The sequence below is a fragment of the Bordetella sp. 02P26C-1 genome (genome assembly GCF_009763255.1).
Taxonomy (GTDB): domain Bacteria; phylum Pseudomonadota; class Gammaproteobacteria; order Burkholderiales; family Burkholderiaceae_B; genus Bordetella_A.
The window spans coordinates 65,084-86,621 of sequence record NZ_WSJB01000004.1 but is presented as its reverse complement, the minus strand read 5'-3'; the positions used below and the strand labels follow the sequence as shown (position 1 = coordinate 86,621).

19 protein-coding genes are annotated in these 21,538 nt (G+C 58.9%); 12 read left to right on the top strand and 7 right to left on the bottom strand.

Annotated features, from left to right (window positions below; genetic code table 11):
• Positions 1–76 precede the first annotated feature (76 nt).
• The 4 genes from GOQ28_RS02760 to GOQ28_RS02745 form a co-directional block, all read right to left on the bottom strand.
• On the bottom strand, positions 77–604 hold the full coding sequence (locus GOQ28_RS02760; RefSeq protein ID WP_160350315.1) for an RDD family protein: 528 nt from the start codon (positions 602–604) through the stop codon (positions 77–79).
• A 393-nt stretch (positions 605–997) separates the two neighbouring features.
• Positions 998–2,557 (bottom strand): THUMP domain-containing class I SAM-dependent RNA methyltransferase, encoded by a 1,560-nt coding sequence (locus GOQ28_RS02755; protein WP_160355350.1) that lies wholly within the window; start codon positions 2,555–2,557, stop codon positions 998–1,000.
• A gap of 30 nt (positions 2,558–2,587) precedes the next feature.
• Positions 2,588–3,016: a CopD family protein gene (locus GOQ28_RS02750; RefSeq protein ID WP_160350313.1), complete on the bottom strand. Its 429-nt coding sequence runs from the start codon at positions 3,014–3,016 to the stop codon at positions 2,588–2,590.
• Between the two features lie 66 nt (positions 3,017–3,082).
• Positions 3,083–4,534, bottom strand: coding sequence for a bifunctional 2-methylcitrate dehydratase/aconitate hydratase (locus GOQ28_RS02745; protein ID WP_160355349.1), 1,452 nt, complete (start codon positions 4,532–4,534; stop codon positions 3,083–3,085).
• Positions 4,535–4,647: 113 nt separating this feature from the next.
• Here GOQ28_RS02745 and GOQ28_RS02740 point away from each other — a divergent pair, with 113 nt between their 5' ends.
• The 6 genes from GOQ28_RS02740 to GOQ28_RS02715 all read left to right on the top strand — a co-directional run bounded on the left by GOQ28_RS02740 (position 4,648) and on the right by GOQ28_RS02715 (position 12,385).
• Entirely contained in the window at positions 4,648–5,364 is a 717-nt protein-coding gene (locus GOQ28_RS02740) for a GntR family transcriptional regulator (RefSeq protein ID WP_160350311.1), read from the top strand.
• Positions 5,361–7,976, top strand: a complete 2,616-nt coding sequence (gene acnD, locus GOQ28_RS02735) for a Fe/S-dependent 2-methylisocitrate dehydratase AcnD (RefSeq protein ID WP_160355348.1) — start codon at positions 5,361–5,363, stop codon at positions 7,974–7,976. Before GOQ28_RS02740 ends, acnD begins: the two co-directional genes overlap by 4 nt.
• A 35-nt stretch (positions 7,977–8,011) precedes the next feature.
• Complete coding sequence (prpF, locus tag GOQ28_RS02730) at positions 8,012–9,211, top strand: 2-methylaconitate cis-trans isomerase PrpF (protein WP_160355347.1); 1,200 nt, start codon at positions 8,012–8,014, stop codon at positions 9,209–9,211.
• 380 nt (positions 9,212–9,591) lie between these two features.
• Positions 9,592–10,686, top strand: a complete 1,095-nt coding sequence (locus tag GOQ28_RS02725) for an LLM class flavin-dependent oxidoreductase (protein ID WP_160355346.1) — start codon at positions 9,592–9,594, stop codon at positions 10,684–10,686.
• 16 nt (positions 10,687–10,702) lie between these two features.
• A complete protein-coding gene (locus GOQ28_RS02720; RefSeq protein WP_160355345.1) occupies positions 10,703–11,227 on the top strand; it encodes a flavin reductase family protein in 525 nt (174 codons plus the stop codon).
• Between the two features lie 177 nt (positions 11,228–11,404).
• Positions 11,405–12,385, top strand: coding sequence for a Bug family tripartite tricarboxylate transporter substrate binding protein (locus GOQ28_RS02715; protein ID WP_160355344.1), 981 nt, complete (start codon positions 11,405–11,407; stop codon positions 12,383–12,385).
• Between the two features lie 56 nt (positions 12,386–12,441).
• Here the strand turns inward: GOQ28_RS02715 and GOQ28_RS02710 are convergent, their stop codons facing one another.
• From GOQ28_RS02710 to GOQ28_RS02700, 3 genes are all read right to left on the bottom strand, one after another.
• Positions 12,442–13,353, bottom strand: a complete 912-nt coding sequence (locus tag GOQ28_RS02710; protein ID WP_160355343.1) for a LysR family transcriptional regulator — start codon at positions 13,351–13,353, stop codon at positions 12,442–12,444.
• Between the two features lie 145 nt (positions 13,354–13,498).
• Entirely contained in the window at positions 13,499–14,218 is a 720-nt protein-coding gene (locus GOQ28_RS02705; protein ID WP_160355342.1) for an enoyl-CoA hydratase/isomerase family protein, read from the bottom strand.
• A gap of 7 nt (positions 14,219–14,225) precedes the next feature.
• Positions 14,226–15,386 carry a CaiB/BaiF CoA transferase family protein gene (locus GOQ28_RS02700; protein WP_160355341.1) on the bottom strand — a complete coding sequence of 387 codons (1,161 nt, stop codon included), beginning with the start codon at positions 15,384–15,386 and terminating at the stop codon, positions 14,226–14,228.
• A 164-nt stretch (positions 15,387–15,550) separates the two neighbouring features.
• Here GOQ28_RS02700 and GOQ28_RS02695 point away from each other — a divergent pair, with 164 nt between their 5' ends.
• The 6 genes from GOQ28_RS02695 to GOQ28_RS02670 all read left to right on the top strand — a co-directional run bounded on the left by GOQ28_RS02695 (position 15,551) and on the right by GOQ28_RS02670 (position 21,459).
• Positions 15,551–16,324 carry an IclR family transcriptional regulator gene (locus GOQ28_RS02695; RefSeq protein ID WP_160355340.1) on the top strand — a complete coding sequence of 258 codons (774 nt, stop codon included), beginning with the start codon at positions 15,551–15,553 and terminating at the stop codon, positions 16,322–16,324.
• A 251-nt stretch (positions 16,325–16,575) separates the two neighbouring features.
• Positions 16,576–17,778, top strand: a complete 1,203-nt coding sequence (locus tag GOQ28_RS02690; protein WP_160355339.1) for a mandelate racemase/muconate lactonizing enzyme family protein — start codon at positions 16,576–16,578, stop codon at positions 17,776–17,778.
• Positions 17,779–17,831: 53 nt separating this feature from the next.
• On the top strand, positions 17,832–18,173 hold the full coding sequence (locus tag GOQ28_RS02685; RefSeq protein ID WP_160355338.1) for a carboxymuconolactone decarboxylase family protein: 342 nt from the start codon (positions 17,832–17,834) through the stop codon (positions 18,171–18,173).
• 66 nt (positions 18,174–18,239) lie between these two features.
• Positions 18,240–19,208, top strand: coding sequence for a Bug family tripartite tricarboxylate transporter substrate binding protein (locus GOQ28_RS02680; protein WP_160355337.1), 969 nt, complete (start codon positions 18,240–18,242; stop codon positions 19,206–19,208).
• A complete protein-coding gene (locus tag GOQ28_RS02675) occupies positions 19,205–20,716 on the top strand; it encodes a class I adenylate-forming enzyme family protein (RefSeq protein WP_160355336.1) in 1,512 nt (503 codons plus the stop codon). Before GOQ28_RS02680 ends, GOQ28_RS02675 begins: the two co-directional genes overlap by 4 nt.
• Positions 20,713–21,459, top strand: coding sequence for an enoyl-CoA hydratase/isomerase family protein (locus tag GOQ28_RS02670; RefSeq protein WP_160355335.1), 747 nt, complete (start codon positions 20,713–20,715; stop codon positions 21,457–21,459). Before GOQ28_RS02675 ends, GOQ28_RS02670 begins: the two co-directional genes overlap by 4 nt.
• The last annotated feature ends 79 nt before the right edge of the window (positions 21,460–21,538 follow it).

Below are 21,538 nucleotides of genomic sequence, written 5' to 3'. Positions count from 1 at the left end.
CTACAAGTGCAAGCATGACCTAGAGGGCCGCGATCTGCAATATGCGCGTGTCGATAGCGGGGACATATAAGGGTTATTACGCATGCGCGTTTTGGCGTCTTTTGGGCGCGGCGGGTACGTCGCACAGCCGGGTCCCTAGCAAACGGTCATGCAGGAACTGCCCATCCCGATCAAACCAGGACCAAATGAAAATCGCGAACGGCGCGACCACAATGAACATATCGACCGACCGCCACCCGGTGGCCACCGAGGCGGCAGAGACAATGGCTGCGGCACACAGGACGAGCGGCCAGATCAGCAGGTAACGCATGATCAGCTTGCCCACCGAAGGCGGCTGGCCATGACGGTCTATCAGCCGGATATTCCAGGTCTTCATTGGCAGCGTCTGACCGTTGCGCCGCCAGCACAGGATGAAATAGATGCCGATCACGACGAATAGCCAAGCCTGGCGCGCATGCCGCAGGGTCAGGGCGTGCTTGCTCTGCGTCAACGTGTCGAATAGATAGCCCGCGAGAAACACCACGCCAAACAACAGCACGGCTTCGTACATCATGCAGGCGAACCGGCGTAGCCGGCTGGCGGTCGGGTATTGGGCAGCAGTCATGGAGCGCTATTATCCCGACCATCGCCACGGCAGGCAAAAAAAAGCCCACCGATTGGTCGGTGGGCCTTAAAAGGGGCTATAGCAGCCCCCAAGGGGAAATCGTCGTAGGGCCACATTCACCGCCGACCGCGCAACTGTCGCGTCCTGGTCTGGCGGGGTTAAACCGTGGCCCTGTTGAATGCCGATACTCAGCATCTTGAATCCGGGCTTGCATAGCCAGCGCAAGTTCTATGCCGGCTACTTCGCAATCATGCTAGGCCCTATTCTAGGGTTAACCCTGAAAGAGTGCAAGTTCTCTGATCATCATGCCTGTTTCCGCCCGAACGTTGCAATCAATTCATATTTTGAACCGTCACAGCTCGGGAGGAAACTGCGGTGTATTTACAACAACCCTCAAGCCGGGTCGCGGTAGCTCGCTGCCACCAGTTCGAATCCGAACAAACGGCAGTCCAGCGATCCGTTATGCAGCGGAATACGGCGCAACGGTTTGAGGCGCAGGCGCTGCGGCAGGTCCCGATCGCTCGTGATGACATGCAATTGCCAGCCCGCGTAGGAGCGCTTCAGGTTCGCGGACCAGGCGCGCCAGAGCTCCGTGTCGTCGGTTGGCAGCCGTTCGCCGTAAGGCGGGTTCGTCACGATCCAGCCTTGCTCAGCGGGCGGGGGCACCTCGCGGGCGTCACCAACCTCGAATCGGATCGTGTCGGCGGTCAGCCAGGCGCGCTCGGCGTTATTACGCGCGAATTCCACGGCTTGCGGGTCCAGGTCGTAGCCAACCAGCGGTGCGTCGAGCTTGGGCAGGATGCGGGCACGGGCGTCGTCCTTCAGATCGCGCCAGCGCCGCGCGTCGTGGTCGCGCAAGCGTTCAAAACCGAGCGGACGCGAAATGCCGGCGGGCACGCCCAGCGCGATCCAGGCCGCTTCGATCAGGATGGTGCCGCTGCCGCAGAACGGGTCGAGCAAGGGTGCCGCCGGGTCCCAGCCCGCCAGTGCCAGCATGCCGGCCGCGAGGTTTTCTCGCAATGGCGCTTCGCCCTTGTCCAGACGCCAGCCGCGTTTGAAGAGCGACTCGCCCGACGTATCCAGATAGAGCGTGGCGGTGTTGCCCGTCAGAAACAGGTGCACGCGGGCGTCGGGTCGGACGGTATCGATACTGGGGCGCGCGCCTTCGCGGTCGCGCAGACGGTCGCAAATCCCGTCCTTGGCGCGCAGATTGCAATATTGCAGGCTTTGCACCGGGCTTTTCACGGCGGAGGTATCGACTCGCAAGGTGTGCTCGGCGCCGAACCAGCGTTCCCAAGGCACGTTGTATGCGACATCCTGGATGTCGTCTTCGTGCGAGATCGTTTCGTGGGCGACCTGCACCAGAATGCGCGTGGCCAGCCGCGAGTAAAGGTTCGCGCGTTGAATGCCGGACCAGTCCGCGCTGAAATGACAGCCCGCACGGCCCACACGCGCGTCCTCGAAGCCCAGCGCCTGCATCTCTGCGGTCAAGGCCTCTTCCAGTCCCTGGGGGCAGGGCGCAAACACGGGGAAAACCTCCGCATCGCGCAGCCAGCGCGGCGCGCGCTTGCGGATTTCGGGTTCGGCGGCCCATTCCACCTCGGCGGGGAAGTCATCTTGATCGCCGAGACCTTGGCCCAGATCGGGCTCGGCCGCGCGCCCACGCTTATCTGCAAAACGATCGCCGTCGCGCGGCGCGCCCCGGCGGGAGAATGATCCATCTTCCCGAGGCGAATCACTACGGTATTTAGACGGTGATTTACGTGCGGGCGCAGCCGGGGCCTCGTCCTGGCGCAAACGTTGCACCTGCTCTTTCGAGCGTTCAATCAGCGCGGCCGTGCGCGCGCGGGCGCCGCTACGCTTGCGCGGCGTTTCGCTCGCAGCCGCGTGGGCGTCACGCGCCGTTTTTTTGACCGTCAGTGTTTTACGACGGCCTTGATCATCAGAAGACATACGGATCCTGGCTTAAGCCGGGCAATGTGGTCAGAAAGGTTTAAGCACCACCAGCAGCACCACCGCCACCAGCAATAAGACGGGAATTTCGTTAAACCAGCGGTAGAACTTATGCGTACGGGTGTTGCGGCCCTGTTCGAATTTGCGCAACATCACCCCGCAGGCGTGATGGTAGCCGATGATAAGCACGACAAAGAACAGCTTGGCGTGCATCCAGCCATTGCCCGGGCCCATGCCGACGCCAAAACCGATATACAGCCACAGCCCCAGCAACACGGCGATGACCGCCAGTATCGTGGTGAACCGGAACAGCCGGCGCGCCATGCCGATCAGACAGGTCTTCACGGCGGCATCGGTCGCCTGCGCCAGATTCACGTAGATTCGCGGCAGATAAAACAGGCCGGCGAACCAGGCCGTGACGAACACGATGTGAAAGGCTTTGACCCAGAGGTAAGACATAGCAGGGGAATGGCAGGTGGTGAATAGCTGGATTGTAGTCGGCCCGGGGTAAAGCTGCCGGGCACGCTAGGTTACGTAGAGATCGACATACTCGTGCACGGGCATGGCCTCCAACGTAGGTTGGTCCAGCGAGGCTTCAAGAATTCGCCGCTGTTGCTTGGCGGCGAACACACGTGCCAGATTCGTGCGGAATTTCGACTCCAATAATGGCATGCCTTCGCTGCGGCGACGTTTGTGGCCAATGGGATATTCGCAGACGACTTCGTCCAGCTGCGTTCCATCTTGCAAGGTCACGGTCAGGGCATTCGCGATCGATCGTTTGTCGGGATCATGATAGTCGAGCGTGTAGGCGGGGTCCTCGACGCAGACGATTTTGGCGCGCAAGGTGTCGATGCGCGGGTCTTGCGCGATGTCGTCTTCATAGTCGGCGGCGGTCAGGCGTCCGAATAGCAGGGGCACGGCCACCATGTACTGAATGCAATGATCGCGGTCGGCGGGATTATTCAGCGGGCCTTTCTTGTCGATGATGCGCAGGCAGGCCGCATGGGTGCGGATAGTGATCTGTTCGATGTCTTCGGCGGTTTTGCCCAAGGTAGTCAGGCGCTGGTACAGCGTCATTGCGCACTCGACCGCGGTCTGGGCATGAAATTCGGCCGGATACGAGATCTTGAACAGCACGTTTTCCATCACATAGCTGCCATAGGGCCGTTGAAACTTGAAGGGTTGCCCCTTGAAGGACACATCGTAAAAGCCCCAGGTCTTGGCCGTCAGCACCGATGGGTAACCCATCTCGCCCGTTTTGGCGATAAGCGCGAGCCGCACGGCGCGGCTGGTCGCGTCGCCCGCTGCCCAGCTTTTTCGGCTGCCGGTGTTGGGGGCGTGGCGATATGTGCGCAGACTCTGACCATCGACCCATGCCAGCGATACGGCATTGATGATTTCCTCGCGCGTCAGGCCCAGCATCTGCGCGATGACCGCGGTCGAGGCGACTTTCACCAGCACCACATGATCCAAGCCGACCTGGTTAAAGGAATTCTCCAGCGCGATACAGCCCTGGATTTCGTGCGCCTTGATCATCGCCGTCAGCACATCGCGCATGGTCAACGGCGATTTGCCGGCGGCAACGGCGGTGCGCGACAGCCAGTCGGCGGTAGCCAGAATGCCGCCGAGATTATCCGAAGGATGTCCCCATTCCGCCGCAAGCCAGGTGTCGTTGAAATCCAGCCAGCGGATCATCGCGCCAATGTTGAATGCGGCTTGAACGGGATCAAGCTGATAGGGCGTGCCGGGTACCTTCGCGCCGTTGGGCACCATGGTGCCGGGGACGATGGGTCCGAGCAGCTTGCGGCAGGCCGGGTATTGCAGCGCCTCCAGACCGCAGCCCAACGTATCGATCAGGCAATAACGTGCCGTGTCGTAGGCCAGCTGACTGTCGATCTGATAGTCCAGCACATAGTCGACGATATCGGTCAGCACCTGGTCCGGCTCGGGACGCGAGGAGGGTAGGTGAGTAGACATACGGCAGTCTCCCAAATGGGCGTGCCAGCTACACACGCCAGATTGTTGACAATATGGCGATCCAAACGCGGTATGGATATAATTTAGCGCACATTTTCCTCGCGATTGTCGACATGACAGAAAAAGTCCTTGCCCTGGTCGAACCCTCGACCGGTGAAACGGAAACGCTTTCCGAGCAGGTTTTCCGCGACATCCAGTCCGCCATTATCAAGGGCGACATCGCGCCGGGCAGCAAGATTTCCGAGCCTGAGCTTGCCCGTACCTATGGCATCAGCCGTGGGCCGCTGCGCGAGGCGATTCACCGTCTCGAGGGTCAACGCCTGGTGGTGCGCGTGCCGCATGTGGGCGCACGCGTCGTCTCGCTGAGTCAGCAAGAGCTGTGCGAGCTCTATCAAATCCGTGAGTCGCTCGAAGGCATGGCGTGCCGCTTGGCGGCCGCGCGCATGACGGCGGCGGAGGTGGACGAACTGCGGCGCGTATTGCAGGCCCACGAGCGGGACGAGGCCTTTCAGGCCGGGCGCGGTTACTACCAGCAAGAGGGCGATTACGACTTTCACTACAAGATTGTCCAGGCCAGCGGCAATCAGATGCTGATTCGCATGCTGTGCGATGAGCTCTATCAGCTGGCCCGCATGTACCGCATTCAATACTCGGATACGCCGCATCGACCCCGGCAGGCGTTTGCCGAGCATCACCGTATTCTCGATGCGATCGCCGACGGCGACGGCGAGCTCGCAGAACTTTTAATGCGCAGACATATCCGCGCATCCCGTCTCAACATTGAACATCAGATCGCGCACAACACCTTGCAGCGCACGGAGGCATCATGAATTCTCAATTTCGCAAGCCCTTACCCGGCACCGAGCTGGACTATTTCGATGCGCGCGCCGCGGTCGATGCGATCGCGCCAGGTGCGTATGACCGCTTGCCTTATACCTCGCGTGTGCTCGCGGAAAATCTGGTGCGCCGCTGCGATCCGGCCTTGTTGAACGATGCGCTGCGTCAGTTGATCGAGCGCCGCCGCGATCTGGATTTCCCGTGGTTTCCCGCGCGCGTGGTGTGCCATGACATTCTGGGCCAAACTGCGCTGGTGGATCTGGCGGGTCTGCGTGATGCCATCGCTGATATGGGCGGCGACCCCGCCAAGGTCAGTCCCGTTGTCCCGGTGCAGCTGATTGTGGATCACTCGCTGGCCGTGGAACACGCCGGCTATGAACCGGATGCCTTTGCGAAGAACCGCGCCATCGAAGATCGCCGCAACGACGACCGGTTTCACTTTATCGATTGGACGCGCGAGGCGTTTCATAACGTCGAAGTCGTGCCGCCGGGTAACGGCATCATGCACCAGATCAATCTGGAACGCATGTCGCCGGTTATCCATGCGCAGAATGGCGTGGCGTTTCCCGACACATTGGTCGGCACCGACAGTCACACACCGCACGTCGACGCTTTGGGCGTGATCGCGGTCGGCGTGGGCGGTCTGGAAGCCGAGAACGTGATGTTGGGCCGCGCGTCGTGGATGCGCTTGCCCGATATCGTGGGCGTTGAGCTGACGGGTAAACCGCAGCCGGGTATCACCGCGACCGATATCGTGTTGACGCTCACCGAGTTCCTGCGCAAAGAGCGCGTGGTGGGTGCGTACCTGGAGTTCTATGGCGAGGGCGCATCCAGCCTCACCTTGGGCGACCGCGCGACGATTTCGAATATGGCGCCCGAATACGGCGCGACGGCAGCGATGTTCTTCATCGATCAACAGACGATCGATTATCTGAAGCTCACCGGCCGCGAGGACGCGCAAGTACAGCTCGTGCAGACGTATGCGCAGCAGGCCGGTTTGTGGGCGGACAGCTTGAAGAATGCGGAATACGAACGCGTGCTGCGCTTCGATCTTTCCAGCGTGGTGCGCACGCTCGCGGGACCGTCGAACCCCCATCGCCGCTTGCCGGTGTCGGATCTGGCCGAGCGCGGTATCGCGGGCGTGGTGGAAAATGAGCCCGGCTTGATGCCCGATGGCGCTGTCATCATTGCCGCGATCACGAGCTGCACCAACACCAGCAATCCGCGCAACGTCATCACCGCGGGCTTGCTGGCGCGCAACGCGAACCGCGTGGGACTGACTCGCAAACCGTGGGTGAAGACTTCGCTCGCGCCTGGATCCAAGGCCGTCGAGCTTTATCTCGACGAAGCGCAACTAACCAGCGAGCTCGAGAAGCTTGGCTTCGGTATCGTTGCGTTCGCCTGTACCACATGCAACGGCATGTCTGGTGCGTTGGACCCCAAGATCCAACAAGAAATCATCGACCGTGATTTGTATGCGACGGCAGTGCTATCGGGTAACCGCAACTTCGATGGGCGGATTCACCCCTATGCCAAACAAGCGTTCCTTGCTTCGCCGCCATTGGTAGTGGCGTACGCCATCGCAGGCACCATTCGTTTCGATATCGAACGTGATGTGCTGGGCAAGGATGCGAGAGGCAACGATATTCGTCTGAAGGATATCTGGCCCAGCGAGGAAGAGATCGACGCCGTCGTGGCCGCGGCCGTCAAGCCCGAGCAATTCCGCAAGGTCTACGCACCGATGTTCGGCATCCGCGATGCACGACGCGAGTCCGTGAGTCCCTTGTACGAATGGCGCCCTCAAAGCACTTATATCCGTCGTCCTCCTTACTGGGAAGGCGCACTGGCTGGCGAGCGCACGTTGAAAGGCATGCGTCCGCTTGCCGTCCTGGGCGACAACATCACCACGGACCATCTCTCGCCCTCGAATGCGATCTTGCTCGATAGCGCCGCAGGCGAATACCTCGCCAAAATGGGCTTGCCCGAGGAAGACTTCAACTCCTACGCCACCCATCGCGGCGACCATCTGACCGCGCAGCGCGCGACGTTCGCGAATCCCAAACTCTATAACGAGATGGTCCGCAACGAAGACGGCAGCGTCAAACAAGGCTCACTCGCGCGTGTCGAGCCAGAAGGCAAGACCATGCGGATGTGGGAGGCCATCGAAACCTATATGCAACGCAAGCAGCCCCTTATCATCGTGGCGGGGGCGGACTATGGACAGGGCTCCTCGCGTGACTGGGCGGCTAAGGGCGTGCGTCTGGCCGGTGTCGAAGCCATTGTGGCCGAAGGCTTCGAGCGCATTCACCGCACCAACCTGATCGGCATGGGCGTACTGCCGCTGGAGTTCAAGCCGGGGACCAACCGTAAAACGCTGGCGCTCGATGGTACGGAAACCTATGACGTGGTGGGCGAGCGTAAGCCGCGCGCCGATCTGACACTGATCGTGCATCGCCGCGATGGAAGCGCGATCGAAGTGCCGGTCACGTGTCGCCTCGATACCGCCGAAGAAGTCTCCATCTACGAAGCGGGCGGCGTGTTGCAGCGCTTCGCGCAAGACTTTCTCGAAGCCTCGTCCGCCACCGCAACCAGTCAGGCGGGCTGAGCAATCAATCGACAATAGACAGATCAGGATCCTTCATGACGCACGCACCACAAATCAAAATCCCCGCGACGTATATGCGCGGTGGTACGAGTAAAGGCGTTTTCTTCAAGCTCACCGACTTACCTCCGGCCGCGCAGGTAGCCGGGCCGGATCGCGATTCGCTCCTCATGCGAGTCATCGGCAGTCCCGATCCCTATGGCAAACAAATCGACGGTATGGGCGGTGCGACTTCCAGCACCAGCAAGACGGTGATCTTGTCCAAGAGCAGCCGTCCCGATCACGATGTCGATTATCTGTTCGGTCAGGTGTCTATCGATCAGGCTTTCGTGGATTGGAGTGGCAACTGCGGCAACCTGTCGGCCGCGGTGGGTCCGTTCGCCATTGCGAATGGTCTGGTCGATGCTGATCGTATCCCCGAGAACGGCATTGCGACTGTGCGCATTTGGCAAGCCAATATCGGCAAGACCATCGTGAATCATGTCCCCATCACCAACGGTCAGGTGCAAGAGACCGGGGATTTTGAACTGGATGGCGTGACCTTTCCGGCTGCCGAGATCAAGGTTGAGTTTCTCGATCCGGCTGACGAAGGCGAAGGCGAGGGCGGCTCGATGTTTCCTACGGGTAACGTCGTGGACGACTTCGAGGTACCGGGCGAAGGCACATTTCGCGCGACCTTCATTAACTCGGGAATTCCGACCATCTTTCTGGATGCGGAAGCCCTGGGCTATACCGGCACCGAATTACAAGACGCCATCAACAGTGATCCCACCGCGCTCGCGCGCTTCGAGAAAATCCGTGCGTATGGCGCCGTGCGTATGGGTCTGATCGCCTCGCCCGAGCAGGCGGCTGCCCGTCAACATACGCCCAAGATCGCATTCGTGTCCAAACCACGCGCCTATACCGCGTCCAGCGGTAAAGCCATCGGCGAGAAGGACGTGGATCTGCTGGTGCGCGCGCTTTCCATGGGCAAGCTGCACCATGCCATGATGGGTACTGCATCGGTTGCCATAGCAACGGCTGCGGCCGTTCCGGGAACCTTGGTGAATCTCGCCGCAGGCGGCGGTGAACGGACGGGTGTGCGCTTCGGTCATCCCTCCGGAACATTGCAAGTTGGCGCCGAAGCCAAACTCGTCGACGGCGAGTGGACGGTCACGAAAGCGATCATGTCGCGCAGTGCGCGTGTCTTGATGGAAGGATGGGTGAAAGTGCCGTGGGCGCCGAAACCAGCTGGCTGAGGGGGAGAGTCCAGCGGGCGCCACGGAGTCATCTTGACGCCCGCATGGGATGGTTGGATTGACGGGTGTTTTGGGTCGGTACACATTGCAAGGCAAGGTCTGTCCCGCTCATGCCATCTTTTCTGTGTTCTCCGCCCCCCATGGGTTTCGCCGATACACGGCCAAACCGGGTCCAGCCGCACTGTCGTTCCGGCTCAACCACAGCGCTTGCCGAACTTCTGAACGGCCACTCCCCTCGCCGCCATTTGCCTATTCCTATCTGTTATCACCATATTCGTTAGCGCTGTCTACTCTATCCGTGTAGACCTTCCTAGAATGGACTCGCATGGCTATTGAAAACCACATTTCGTGGTTTTAACCAACGTCAGATAGGAACAAACATGCCCATTCGAGTCCTTGGAATGATCGGAGTTTCTCCTCCAGCTAAGCAAACGGTACACATCATATCGGGCGACCTAGCCCGTGACTGGATCGTGAAGAACGCGAGAGAACACGAGATGGCCGGCTTTGACGAAGTACTGATTGGCTATCACTCCGCCTCTGCAGAGGGCTTCAGTGTAGCGATGTACGCGGGATGCCATACCGAGCGCCTATCTTTTCTGATCGCGCATCGGCCGGGACGCATTCTGCCCGCGCTGGCGGCACGCAAAATTGCCACAGTCGATCGCCTCCTGCAGGGCCGTGTGTCCATGCACATCATCATCGGCGGCAGCGATGCCGAGCAGCATGAAGAAGGCGATTTCACTTCGAAAGAGGAACGCTATCTCCGCGGGGCGGAGTACCTGGATATCATGCGACGCATCTGGACCGCCCCTGAGCCTGTCGACTATGAAGGGCGCTTCTACCAGGTGGCGGGCGCCCGTTCCAGCGTCAAACCCTATCAAAAACCACATCCCACATTGCTTTTTGGCGGATCCTCTGAAGGGGCGCTAGCTATGGGCGCGCAGCATTGTGATGTCTTCGCCATGTTTGGCGAACCGCTGAAAGAAACGGCTGAGCGCATTGCAGACTTCAGGGCTCGGTGTCAGGTTTACGGGCGCACCCCGGGGTTCAACGTCTCTTTTCGTCCCATCATTGCAGACACCGAGGGAGAGGCTTGGGATAAAGCAAAATTCTTTCTAGAACAAACGAAGAACTCGGTCTATCTCCCCAACAAGGAATATGTATCGGGCAGCCAATCTCATCACAGGCTGGCGGAAATCGCCGCCAAAGGCGAGGTGCACGACGAGCGGCTCTGGATGCCGATCGCAGCAGCCACTGGGGGCTATGGCAACACAACCTGCCTGGTAGGCACGCCGGAGCAAGTGGCCGAAGCCATCCTCAAGTATTACGACCTCGGTGTGCATTCCATTTTGATTCGCGGCTTCGAAGTGGAGAGGGACGTCACAGAGTTCGGCCGGGAGTTGATTCCCCGTCTACGTCAGGGCGCCCTGGAGCGGGATCGCGCAAAGAGCCAGCTCGAACCCGTCATCTGAGTTTCAAGGTCAAGCCATGATGTCGATCACTACACATCCTCCTGTAGGCACCTCGCGCATTCAGCAGTGGGTCGAGTCCACCCAGCTACGGCAGGCCGCGGGCCGCTTCGTGACCGGCGTTGCCGTCGTCACCGCCTCGAAAGAGGGCGGAAATCTGGTCGGTGCCACGGTCAACGCCGTCACCTGCCTTTCATTGGAGCCGCCGCTTTATCTGGTGTGTTTGGCCAATACGTCCAACACTTTAGCCACGATTCTGCAGTCGGACGCATTCGCAATCAATATACTTTCTGCCCAACAGCGCACCATTGCCGAAGTCTTTGCCTCTAAGTCGGCCGAAAAGTTTCGGGGCGTGAGCTATCGGCTTGAGGGCGACGAGGCACCTCTCATAGACGGCTCAGTTGCTAGCATCACGTGTCAATTGTGGGCGCACTATCCCGGTGGCGACCACACGATCATCGTCGGGGCGGCTCAGTCGGCGGATTTCCTGGAAGACGAACCTCTCGTCATGAGAGCAGGGAAGTTCATACGCGTGCTGGCGTGACTGCTGGCCTGTTTCTTCTTCTAAGAAAAAATGAATCTGGCGTCCATGCCTGAGGCATTGGGATTGGATACTGCTTTGTTTTAAGTGCCACGAGAGACAGACGCCGGTTACGGCAATTGCTCAAAATAATTCGACCTTAAAGGTCTAATGTCTACCCATAGGAAAAGGAGACAAGGAATGATACGTAAGGGGGCTTATATCTATGGCAGTCTATTGTTGACAATGATCACGAGTATCGTGCCGGTAGTTCAGGCAAAGGAGTTTCCCAGCCAACCAATCCGATTCATCGTCTCGTTCGCCCCAGGCGGAGGCTCCGACACGATTGCCCGGTTGTTGGCCAAGCCATTGGGAGAAATATTCGGTCAGACCGTTGTCGTAGAGAATAAGCCGGGCGCATATGGAAGCGTGGCTGCCAGCCAACTGACGCAGTCTGCGCCCGATGGCTATACCTTGGCCTTAGTCACCAACAGTACGATCTCGGGTCCCGCAGCGTTGGGGGTAAAACTACCGTACAAAATACCCCAGGACTTTACGCCCATAACGTTGGTCGCATTTACGCCTATCGTGCTTGCCGTGCATCCCAGCCTGAAGGTAGATTCCTATGCAGAATTTGTTGAGCTATTGAAGCGCAGTCCCAAAGACGGCCATTTTTATGGCACTTATGGCTTTGGGTCCGGAGCGCACTTTGCGGGCGAATACATGAAGTCGCATTCGGATGTGCCCATGACTCAGGTGCCTTATAAGGGCAGTGGGCCTCTCGCCAATGCCTTGATTGCAGGGGAGGTCAAGATCGGCTTGATGGAACTATCGACCGCAGCGCCGTTTATCCAAAGCGGGCAGATCCGTGCCTTGGTCGTTACGTCGCCCGAACGCTCGCCGAATTTCCCCGATGTGCCGACGCTATCCGAGGTAGGGTTTCCAACGGATCTTCCGGGATGGTACGGCGTTGTGGGGCCAAAAAATCTACCGCCCCGGGTGGTCGGCACGCTGAACGAGAAATTTCAACAGGCTTTGAATCTGCAGGACGTACAGCAGAAGTTTAGCTCGATGGGATTAATCCCGGCTTCTTCGACATCGGCCGAGTTTGAAAACTTTATCGATAGCGATATTGCAACCTGGAAGTCGATAGCTAAACGATCCAATATAGAGGCAGACTAAGAGGTACAGTCGGCGGTTCCGACAGGTTTGATGCAGCGGGAGTCATCCTGCAGGCGTCAAACCTCAGGCTCGCGGGGGCGGGCGTCAAACGCTTCTATCACCCGCCGCCGAAACAGTTCTTTTAAATTGGAAAAGTATGCGCTTCTGCGCCAAAACAACCCCAACTGCAGGGACCAAGTGGGGGCGGGTTTTGGTAGGGGCCGCAGGCCCTTACCCAGCGAGCCGTTCAACGAATCCGTCGTCATCAAGGTCAAGACGTCCGAGCGCTCGAATAAGGACGAGAACAAGCCTGGCGAAACATCTGACTGAATAAATACGCGCGGCATCGCCAAGCCTTGCTGGTGGAACATGTTTTCTACCCACCCCCGCAGCGTGGAGTTGGAAGACACCACCCAAGGCTGCTCTTGGAGGTCAGCAATCGTGAACGATTGTCGCATCAGTGGGTGTCCTTCCCGTCCAACAATATAATGCCGTTGCAGCCCGAGCTTGATATGGTTCAACGCCGCAGGCATTTGACCGGGCATGATAGACCCAATCGCAAAATCCAGGTCGCCGGTTTCTAGCTGCTGCAATAGGTGCTGTGTCAGTTGAACGTTAGTGTAGAACCTTGCCGGAGGGCCCTCGAGCACAAAAGTCGCCAGTACACCGGACAGCATCGGATCAACGATCGTCGGCGCTGCGCCAATGCGTAGTTCGCCGGCTGCGCCCGCTTTGTAGTCTTCCACCAGCATGCGGGTGCCGCGAAGCCAGTCCTCTAGCATACGCGCGCGTTCCACCAAGGCCAGACCGACTTCAGTGACCTCCACGCCTTTGGGTGTCCGTTCCAGAATTCGTACCCCGAGCATCGCCTCTAAGCGCTGTAACGATTTGGATAAGGCAGGCTGCGAAATTTCCAACTCGCGCGCGGCACTGTGTATGCTGCCCAGTTCGACGGTTCTGATAAACCACTGGAGGTCTTTAATTTGCATGGTTAAAAGCTTCCGTGCCGGTCCTCGAATGAAGACCGGAGCCGCAAGGATCTCGGCGCCTTGTACGGAAATACCTTACCTGCGTCCGAACCGTGCGTACATGCACACCTTTAGACAAGCCAGTCATTGGTGCCACCGCACCCCGTTATGCGGATAGGTATTGCGCTATTCGGTCCTTGATCCCGGGTCGCGCGGCAGACCTCACCAGCGCGGCCATGTCAGCGTCATGGTTATTGAATTCCAGCGTCGAGTACAGGCTGACGCGCACGTCAGGCTCGAGAGTCGTCGCGGTTTGGGCGGCCTGCTGCGTGAGTGCCGGCCAATCGTTTTCGGGCGACACCTGAAGAACAAAGCCGATCTCACGAGCTTCGTCCGCGCCGAAAGTACGGGCTTCGCCCAATATTGATATTGCCTTAGCCGTTCCGACTAGAGTGCGAAACCGCCTCGAGCCCAGCACTAGGCCGAACTTCAATCCGGGCATGCGAAAGGTGGCGTCGGCACTACAGTGACGCAGCTTGCAAGCGGCAAACAGGTCCACGCCTGCCCCAAAGTTGCGCCCATGCGCCAGAGCCAGGGTGAGGCTAGGAGAGCTGGCTACCATTTGCAGAAGTGTCTCAATACGCACCATGCGCAGCAGTAGATCACCCTCACTCTGCGTTTCGTAGTCCGTGAAATCGAAGCCGGCGCTCAAGTTTTTTCCGGCTCCGCGAAACACCAATAGCGGCACTTGTTGAACGTGTGCCGCCTCTACACCCGCAATGAGCGCCTCGACCAGCTCGGCGCAGAGCGCGTTGCGTTTCTCGCTGCGATTGAGCGTAAAAGTCCATGCGACGGCGGTCTTCTCGATGCGTAACGTATCTGACATCAACAGCTCACGAGGCTAAACGGGCGCGGAGTTCTTCGAAAATCTCGGCATTATGCTCGCCCAATCCCGGCGGACGACGTATCACGCTCGCCGGTCGCGCATCAAAGCGGATTGGCGAGACGAACGTTCGCGTATGCGCGCCATTGGGCAGCGTCAGATCTTGTACCCATTGCATGTGATCGACCTGGGGATCGACCAGCACCTCGGAATAACGGTTGATGGGTGCGCAAGGGACACCCGCCGCGCGAAAACGCGTCAGCCAAGTCTCCGCATCCTCACCGGCAAAGATGTTTTCGAGGGTCTCGCGCAAACTGTCTTGGTTTGCCGCACGTAAGGTGGTGCTGCCATAACGTACGTCGTTGAACAAGTCGGGCCGCCCCACCACCTCGCACACCGATTTCCATAGCGAGTCGTTGCCTGCTGCCATGCCAAAATAGCCATCTCGGCAGCGAAAGACTTGGTACGGTGCATTGCGAGGATGTGCGGAGCCAAGCTTGACCGGGTCCACGCCCGTTCCGAAAAATTGCGACGTTTGCAGTGCAGCGATACCCAGCGTTGCGCCCAGCATCGACACATCGATATGTGTCCCTGGCTGGTCCATCTGGACCGCACGTAACGCGGAGACGACGGAAAAGGCCCCGTATAACCCGGCCGTGAAATCACAGACCGGGACCCCGCATTTCACTGGAGCACCCTCAGGTTCACCAGTCACGCTCATCAGACCGCTCATGGCTTGTAGAGTGAGGTCGAAACCGCCTTCCTGGCTACGTGGACCGCTTTGGCCATATGCAGAAATCGAGCAGTACACGAGACGCGGATTGCGCTCTGCCATTTGCGCATATCCCAGCCCCAAGCGATCCATGACGCCCGGCCGATTATTCTCGATCAACACATCAGCATCCGCGATCAACTGTACGGCGATCTCCCTATCGGCAGGGTCTTTCAGATTCAGCGTAACCGAACGTTTGTTGCGATTGAGAGATGCGAAATTTTCGCTGTAGCCGTCGGTGATGGGCGACCAGCTTCTTAAGGTGTCGCCGCTACCGGGGGACTCGATCTTAACGACATCGGCACCCATATCCGCCAGCAGCATCCCGCAAAAAGGGCCGGCCGCGACATTGCAGATTTCGATGACCCTCACGCCTGTCAGGGTGGATTCTTGCTTCATTTACGTTCCTTAGATCGCTGTCGACACGGTTAGGACAACGTCCGGATCTTATATCTAACGTATGTAAATATCAAATGTTATATAAGATATCCTATTTAATAGGATTTCATCGTTGGCTGACGTCGAGCACATCTATAATGTCGGCGTTGCAACTTGGTTCCGCTATGGATAAGACACTACTGAAGGGCCTGATGGTGCTGGAGACCGTTAGCCAGCTTGAGGGCCGCGCGAATACCCTGGATGACATCGCCGAGGCTTGCGGACTGGCACGAAGCAATACCCACCGCACGTTGCAGACGCTCGCTCACGCCGGTTATATGGTCCGCGACAAAAAAACCGGCCGCTACCGTTGTACATTGAAAATGTTTGAAATTGGTGCTCGGCAGTTGTCGAACATGGATGTTCGAGCCTACGCGCCGGCGCAGATGCGTTCGCTCGCGCAGAAGACGGGTGAGACAGTTCATTTGTCTGTGCTCGACGGAGTAGACGTGGTGTACATCGACAAGATCGACAGCCCTCAGCCCATACGGGCTTACTCGGCGATTGGTGGGCGTGCACCGGCCTATGCTGTGGCGACCGGAAAAGCCTTGCTCGCTTTTCAGCCAACCGATTACCTGTCGCACTACCGGAGCCAACTCCATTCGCATACCCCTACCACGCGCGCTACCGAAGCGGTTTTGCAGCAGGAACTGGCCGAGGTCGCACGCGTGGGGTACGCCATCAATCGCGGAGAGTGGCGCGACGGCATCGGCGGCGTAGCGGTACCTATTTTCAGCGGATTGGAACGACCGGTAGCGGCACTAGGCATCTCGGGGCCGTTAGATCGGCTGACTTCAGTCAAGATGGCGGAGTGTGTGCCGCTCCTCCTTGAAGCCGCCGAAGCCATCTCGCGTCAGCTGGGCTACACCGGCCCTTACTTCCCCGCTCAATCCGCATAGCGGTCCACCCTTGCAGTGCCCACGGCTGTGGGCGCCATGCCTCGATGCGGGTAACGCCCGCATTCTCCCCCACGCACCATGTTCGCACAGCCACGCTCGCACCCTGCGGTCCTGGCTGAGCCAGCGCTCGAATCCGCAATTTCGGCACAACGAGTTCAAACCGTTGTACGGAAAAAATTTTGCGCGTACTATTCAAGAAATCCCGAATTAAAGAAGTCTCATCCCATATTTCAGGACTTAAGGACTTTTTGATGAAAATTACCGCTATCGAGACTCTGGCGTGTGACGCCGGTTGGCGCAATTACCATTTCTTGAAAGTTCAGACCGATGAAGGCATCGTGGGATGGAGCGAGTACGACGAGGGGTTCGGGTCACCAGGCGTGACCGCTGTTATCGAACAACTGGCACGCGGATTGGTCGGTCAGCCCGTGCCGGGGCCGCAACGTTTTTTCGCCGAGGCATACAGCCGCACTCGGCCGGCTGCCGGCGGCGTGGTCGGCGAGGGGATCGGAGCGCTGGAGAACGCCTTGCTTGACGTACGGGCCAAAGCGTTAGGGGTGCCCTGCTACGAGCTGCTGGGGGGAAAGGTACGCGACCGTTTGCGAGTCTACTGGTCACACTGCCCAGCCTGGCGCATTAATCATCCGACTTATTTCGGCCCCCCCGTCACGGACCTGGACGGCGTGAAAGCCATGGGCGGACTCGCACGAGAGCGTGGCTTCACTGCCCTGAAAACGAACTTATTTCTATTCGACGATGGGCCAGCACATGCTTGGCGCCCTGGTTTTTCCGCCCCGTTTTACCCCGAGCTCAACGTTGAGCGCAGATTGATACGCAATCTGCGCGACAGCCTCGAAGCCCTGCGCGACGGTGCGGGTCCCGACATGGATATCTTGCTTGACCTTAACTTCAACGCCAAAACTGAGGGCTATCTGAAACTGTTGCGCAGTATCGCTGACCACGATCTGTTTTGGGTGGAGATCGACAGCTACAGTCCGGATGCTCTTGCGTATATCCGTCAGCATAGCCCTCACCCAATAAGTTCATGCGAAACATTGTTTGGCGCGCGAGAGTTCATGCCCTATCTGCGGGCCAACGCCATCGATGTAGGCATTGTCGATGCTGTTTGGAATGGGGTATGGCAGTCGATGAAGATCGCCGACTTGGCCGAGGCCCATGAAGTGAACGTGGCTCCTCATAATTTTTATGGCCACCTGTGCACGTTCATGAACGCGCACTTTGCTTGCGCGGTGCCGAATTTCCGCATTATGGAAACCGACATTGACCGCCTGGCTTGGGACGATGAACTGTTTACACATGCTCCCCAATACCAGGACGGATATTTGATCCTCCCTGACCGACCTGGTTGGGGAACCGACCCTATCGAAGATGCACTGCGCGCCCATCCGTCCAAATCGGGCGGGGGGCTGATTCAGCCACGCGCGCGCGCTTGAGTCCCTGGCGGTATTCGCCGCCACTTTGCCAACCAGCACCAAGGAGCTAGATCATGATGAATAACTGGACCGACACCCTGACCAACCTGCGCAAAGCAGCCGGGGCTCTTGCCGAATCTAACCCGCCCGTCGTCGCCGCGTACCGCGGGCTTAACGAGGCGCTGGCTAAGGGCCAAGCGCTGGACGCCAAAACGCGCGAGTTGATTGCCCTCGCCGTGGCAGTGACGACGCGCTGTGACGGGTGCATTTCATCTCATGCAGCGGCGGCACACCAAGCCGGTGCGACGAAAGAAGAAGTCGCCGAAGCGCTCGGTACCGCCATTGCCCTGAACGCGGGCGCGGCCTATGTGTATTCGGCACGCGCACTCGAGGCATTCGGGGAATTCCAGCGCTGATCGCGCGGGCCATCCATCACTAAGAAAATTACTCACCCCGCATGACCGGGGTGGAGGAGATAAAACATGAGCTTTCACATACGCCCTAGCGGCCTGTTTGCGTCTCTCATGCTGATGGCCCTAGCCCCGTTTCAGGCGCAGGCCGCTTGGCCAAATGACAAGCCCATTCGGATGATCGTGCCTTACTCGGCGGGAGGCGCTTCGGACACATTAGGACGCATGATTGCCGCGCGTCTGGGCACGAGCCTGAAACAGACCGTCGTCGTTGAGAATAAACCGGGTGCGGGCAGCATGCTGGGCTCCCAATTCGTGTCGCGTGCGGATCCCGATGGCTATACCTTCTTGCTGGGCAGTATCTCTAACGTGCTCAACACGTTCTTTTATAAAGAGCCCCTATACAACCTGAGTACAGATCTAGCGCCCGTCGCTCAGGTCATTACGATACCCAATTATCTGGCTGTTGGTAAGAAAGTACCCGTTAAAGACGTCGCCGAGTTAATAGTGCTGGCCAAGCGTGACCCCGAAGCGCTGAGCTGTTCGACTTCTGGTATTGGGTCATCGCCGTATCTCTCGTGCGAGCTTTTGAAAGTGATGTCCGGCGCAAAGATCGTCAATGTGCCATTTAAGGGTGGCACCGAAGCAATCCAAGCCGTGCTGGGCGACCAAACGACGATGTTCTTTTCGAACGAGGCGCTGCCATACATCACCGCCGATCAAGTGCGCGTGCTTGGTGTGACGACATCGAAACGATCCAGTTATCTGCCTGACGTGCCGACCATTGGCGAAACCCTTCCCGGCTATGACGTGACGGCCTGGTACGGAGTATGGGCGCCAGCCGGCACCCCTAAACCTATCGTGGATCGCGTCAGTGCCGAAATCAACGAGTTGCTCAAGACCGAGGGCGTGCGCAAAACTCTGACGACGCTTGGCGCCGAGGCGGCGGGTTCTACTCCTGAGGCGTTTGGCCAATATGTCCAGTCCGAGCTGCAGCGGTGGAAAAGGCTGATGGACGAGATGAAGGTGGTGCCGCAATGAGCGCGCCCGCATTAAACCGACTAGCCGATTGCCTGGTGCATTGGGCGCGGGTTAGACCCACGCAGCTAGCCCTGTCGGATGCAAAGGTAGCCTGGACCTATGCCGCGCTGGCCGAGCGCGTTGAGGACGCGAAGGCGTTTCTGTGCGAGCTGGGCCTGAAACCCGGCCAGCGCGTCATGCTCGTTGGGGAAAACAGCGCGGCACTGGCCACCCTGGTTTTGGCGGCGGGCAAACTCGATTTATGGGCCGTGATGGAAAATGCCCGTCGTGCGGTGCTCGAGGTTGACGCGGTGATAAGTCTGGCGCAGCCCCGGCGCGTGCTGTACGTGCTGGATGCTTCGGCCGATGCGGCCGTTCATGCGCAGCGACATGGCGCCGTTCAAGAGACCAGGTCATTCGGTACCGTAGCGGTAGGCAAGGAGGACCATTCCAGCATGGCGGAGCCCGTGTACCCTGAGTCTCACCGGCAAGTCGCCGCGCTGATATATACCACTGGCAGCACGGGGACCCCGAAAGGAGTCATGCTCACCCACGCCAATCTGCTGCACATCGGCAATCTGATGCGAACCTTGCGCCAGGTCACGCCCAGCGACCGTGTGTACGGTGTCCTGCCCATCACGCACGTCATGGGGCTTTCGTCAGGCCTGATTGGCACCTTGTCGTCGGGGGCACACATTCGGCTGGTAGCGCGGTTTCATTCGCAAGACTGCCTGGCGGCCTTGGCTCATGAGCACATAAGCATTTTGCAAGGCGCTCCCGCGATGTTCGCACGCCTGATGCAGGCTGCACCTAATGGTATTCATGCGCCTCAATTACGATTTATCGCCGCGGGGGGGGCGCCACTGGATCCGACGCTACAAGCGCAAGCACAGGCGGTGTTCAAGCTGCCGCTGCACAATGGCTACGGCTTGACCGAAGCTTCCGCCACTTGCTGGACTCGCCTGGAAGACCTCGACCCTGGCACCTCCGTCGGTCCCGCGACACCCGGTGTGGAGCTACGTATACGTGACGCCGCAGGGCACGATTTGGCAGATGGACTCGTGGGCGAGTTATGGTTACGAGGGCCCAACGTAATGTTGGGCTACTTCCGTGCGCCCGACATCACGGCGACCGTGCTTGGACCGGATGGCTGGTTCAATACGCAGGACTTGGCGCGCCGTCTGCCCGACGGTCGCATCGAGATTACGGGTCGAAGCAAGGATTTGATTATTCGCTCCGGCTTTAATGTGTCGCCGTTAGAGGTGGAAACAGCGCTCAACAGCCATCCCGATGTTCAGTTATCCGCCGTATTCGGTCATACGCGAGCGGGCAACGAAGAAATCATCGCCGTCGTCGAACCCGTGTCTGATGCCCAATTGCAGGAAGCCATATTACGAGGACACTTAGCTGAACGCTTGTCGCCTTACAAACGGCCGACCCTTATCCTGTTTGTCACGGCACTACCGGTCGCGCCGAATGGCAAGGTCCTCAAACCACAATTGTTAAAACAACTTGGAGACTTATTATGAGCGAAGCAGTGACTTATGAATCGCGCGACGGCGTTGCTATCATTTCGATCAATCGTCCCGACCGCCTGAATGCAATCGGCCCAGAGGTGGAAGCTGGGCTGCAACAAGCCTGGGTTCGGTTGAATAACAGCCCCGAGGATCGCGTAGGTATTCTGACGGCGGCGGGCACCAAGGCGTTCTCTTCAGGCCGCGACCGCGATGCTCAGAGCCCGCCTGACTATCGTAGCTTTACACCGAACGTCGGGGTGGTTCTGGACAAGCCTTTGATCGCCGCGGTGAGCGGTTGGTGCGTCGGCGGTGCCCTGGTACTGGTCGCGATGTGCGATCTGTGCGTGGCCACGCGCGACGCGCGTTTCACTTATCCCGAGCCCAAGCTGGGTTTCGCCGGAGGAATGATTGCATCGCTGGCGGCCCGCATTCCGCATAAGGTTGCCATGGAATTGATGTTGCTAGGCGACGTAGTCGACGCCCAGCGCGCTTACGAGGTCGGGCTGGTCAATCGTCTGGCAGAGCCCGGTGAGCATTTGGAAGAAGCGATGAAGCTTGCTCGCCGCTTGGCTGGTAACGCCCCCTTGGTGATGGCTATGCTTAAACGCTTCGCGGCGGCGACTATCGCGCAAAGCCCCGTCGAAACAGCCGGCTTGGCATGGCGAGAAACCGAACGGGTTTTCTCCAGCGCCGATTATCAGGAAGGGCTGGACAGTTTTCGCAGTAAGCGCGAACCTCGATTCGAAGGACGCTAGAACGCAATGGATCGAGGGCCGAGACGCGCCGTCACCGGCATCGCGCTCGTACCGCGTAGAGATCCTCGCAGTAACCAGG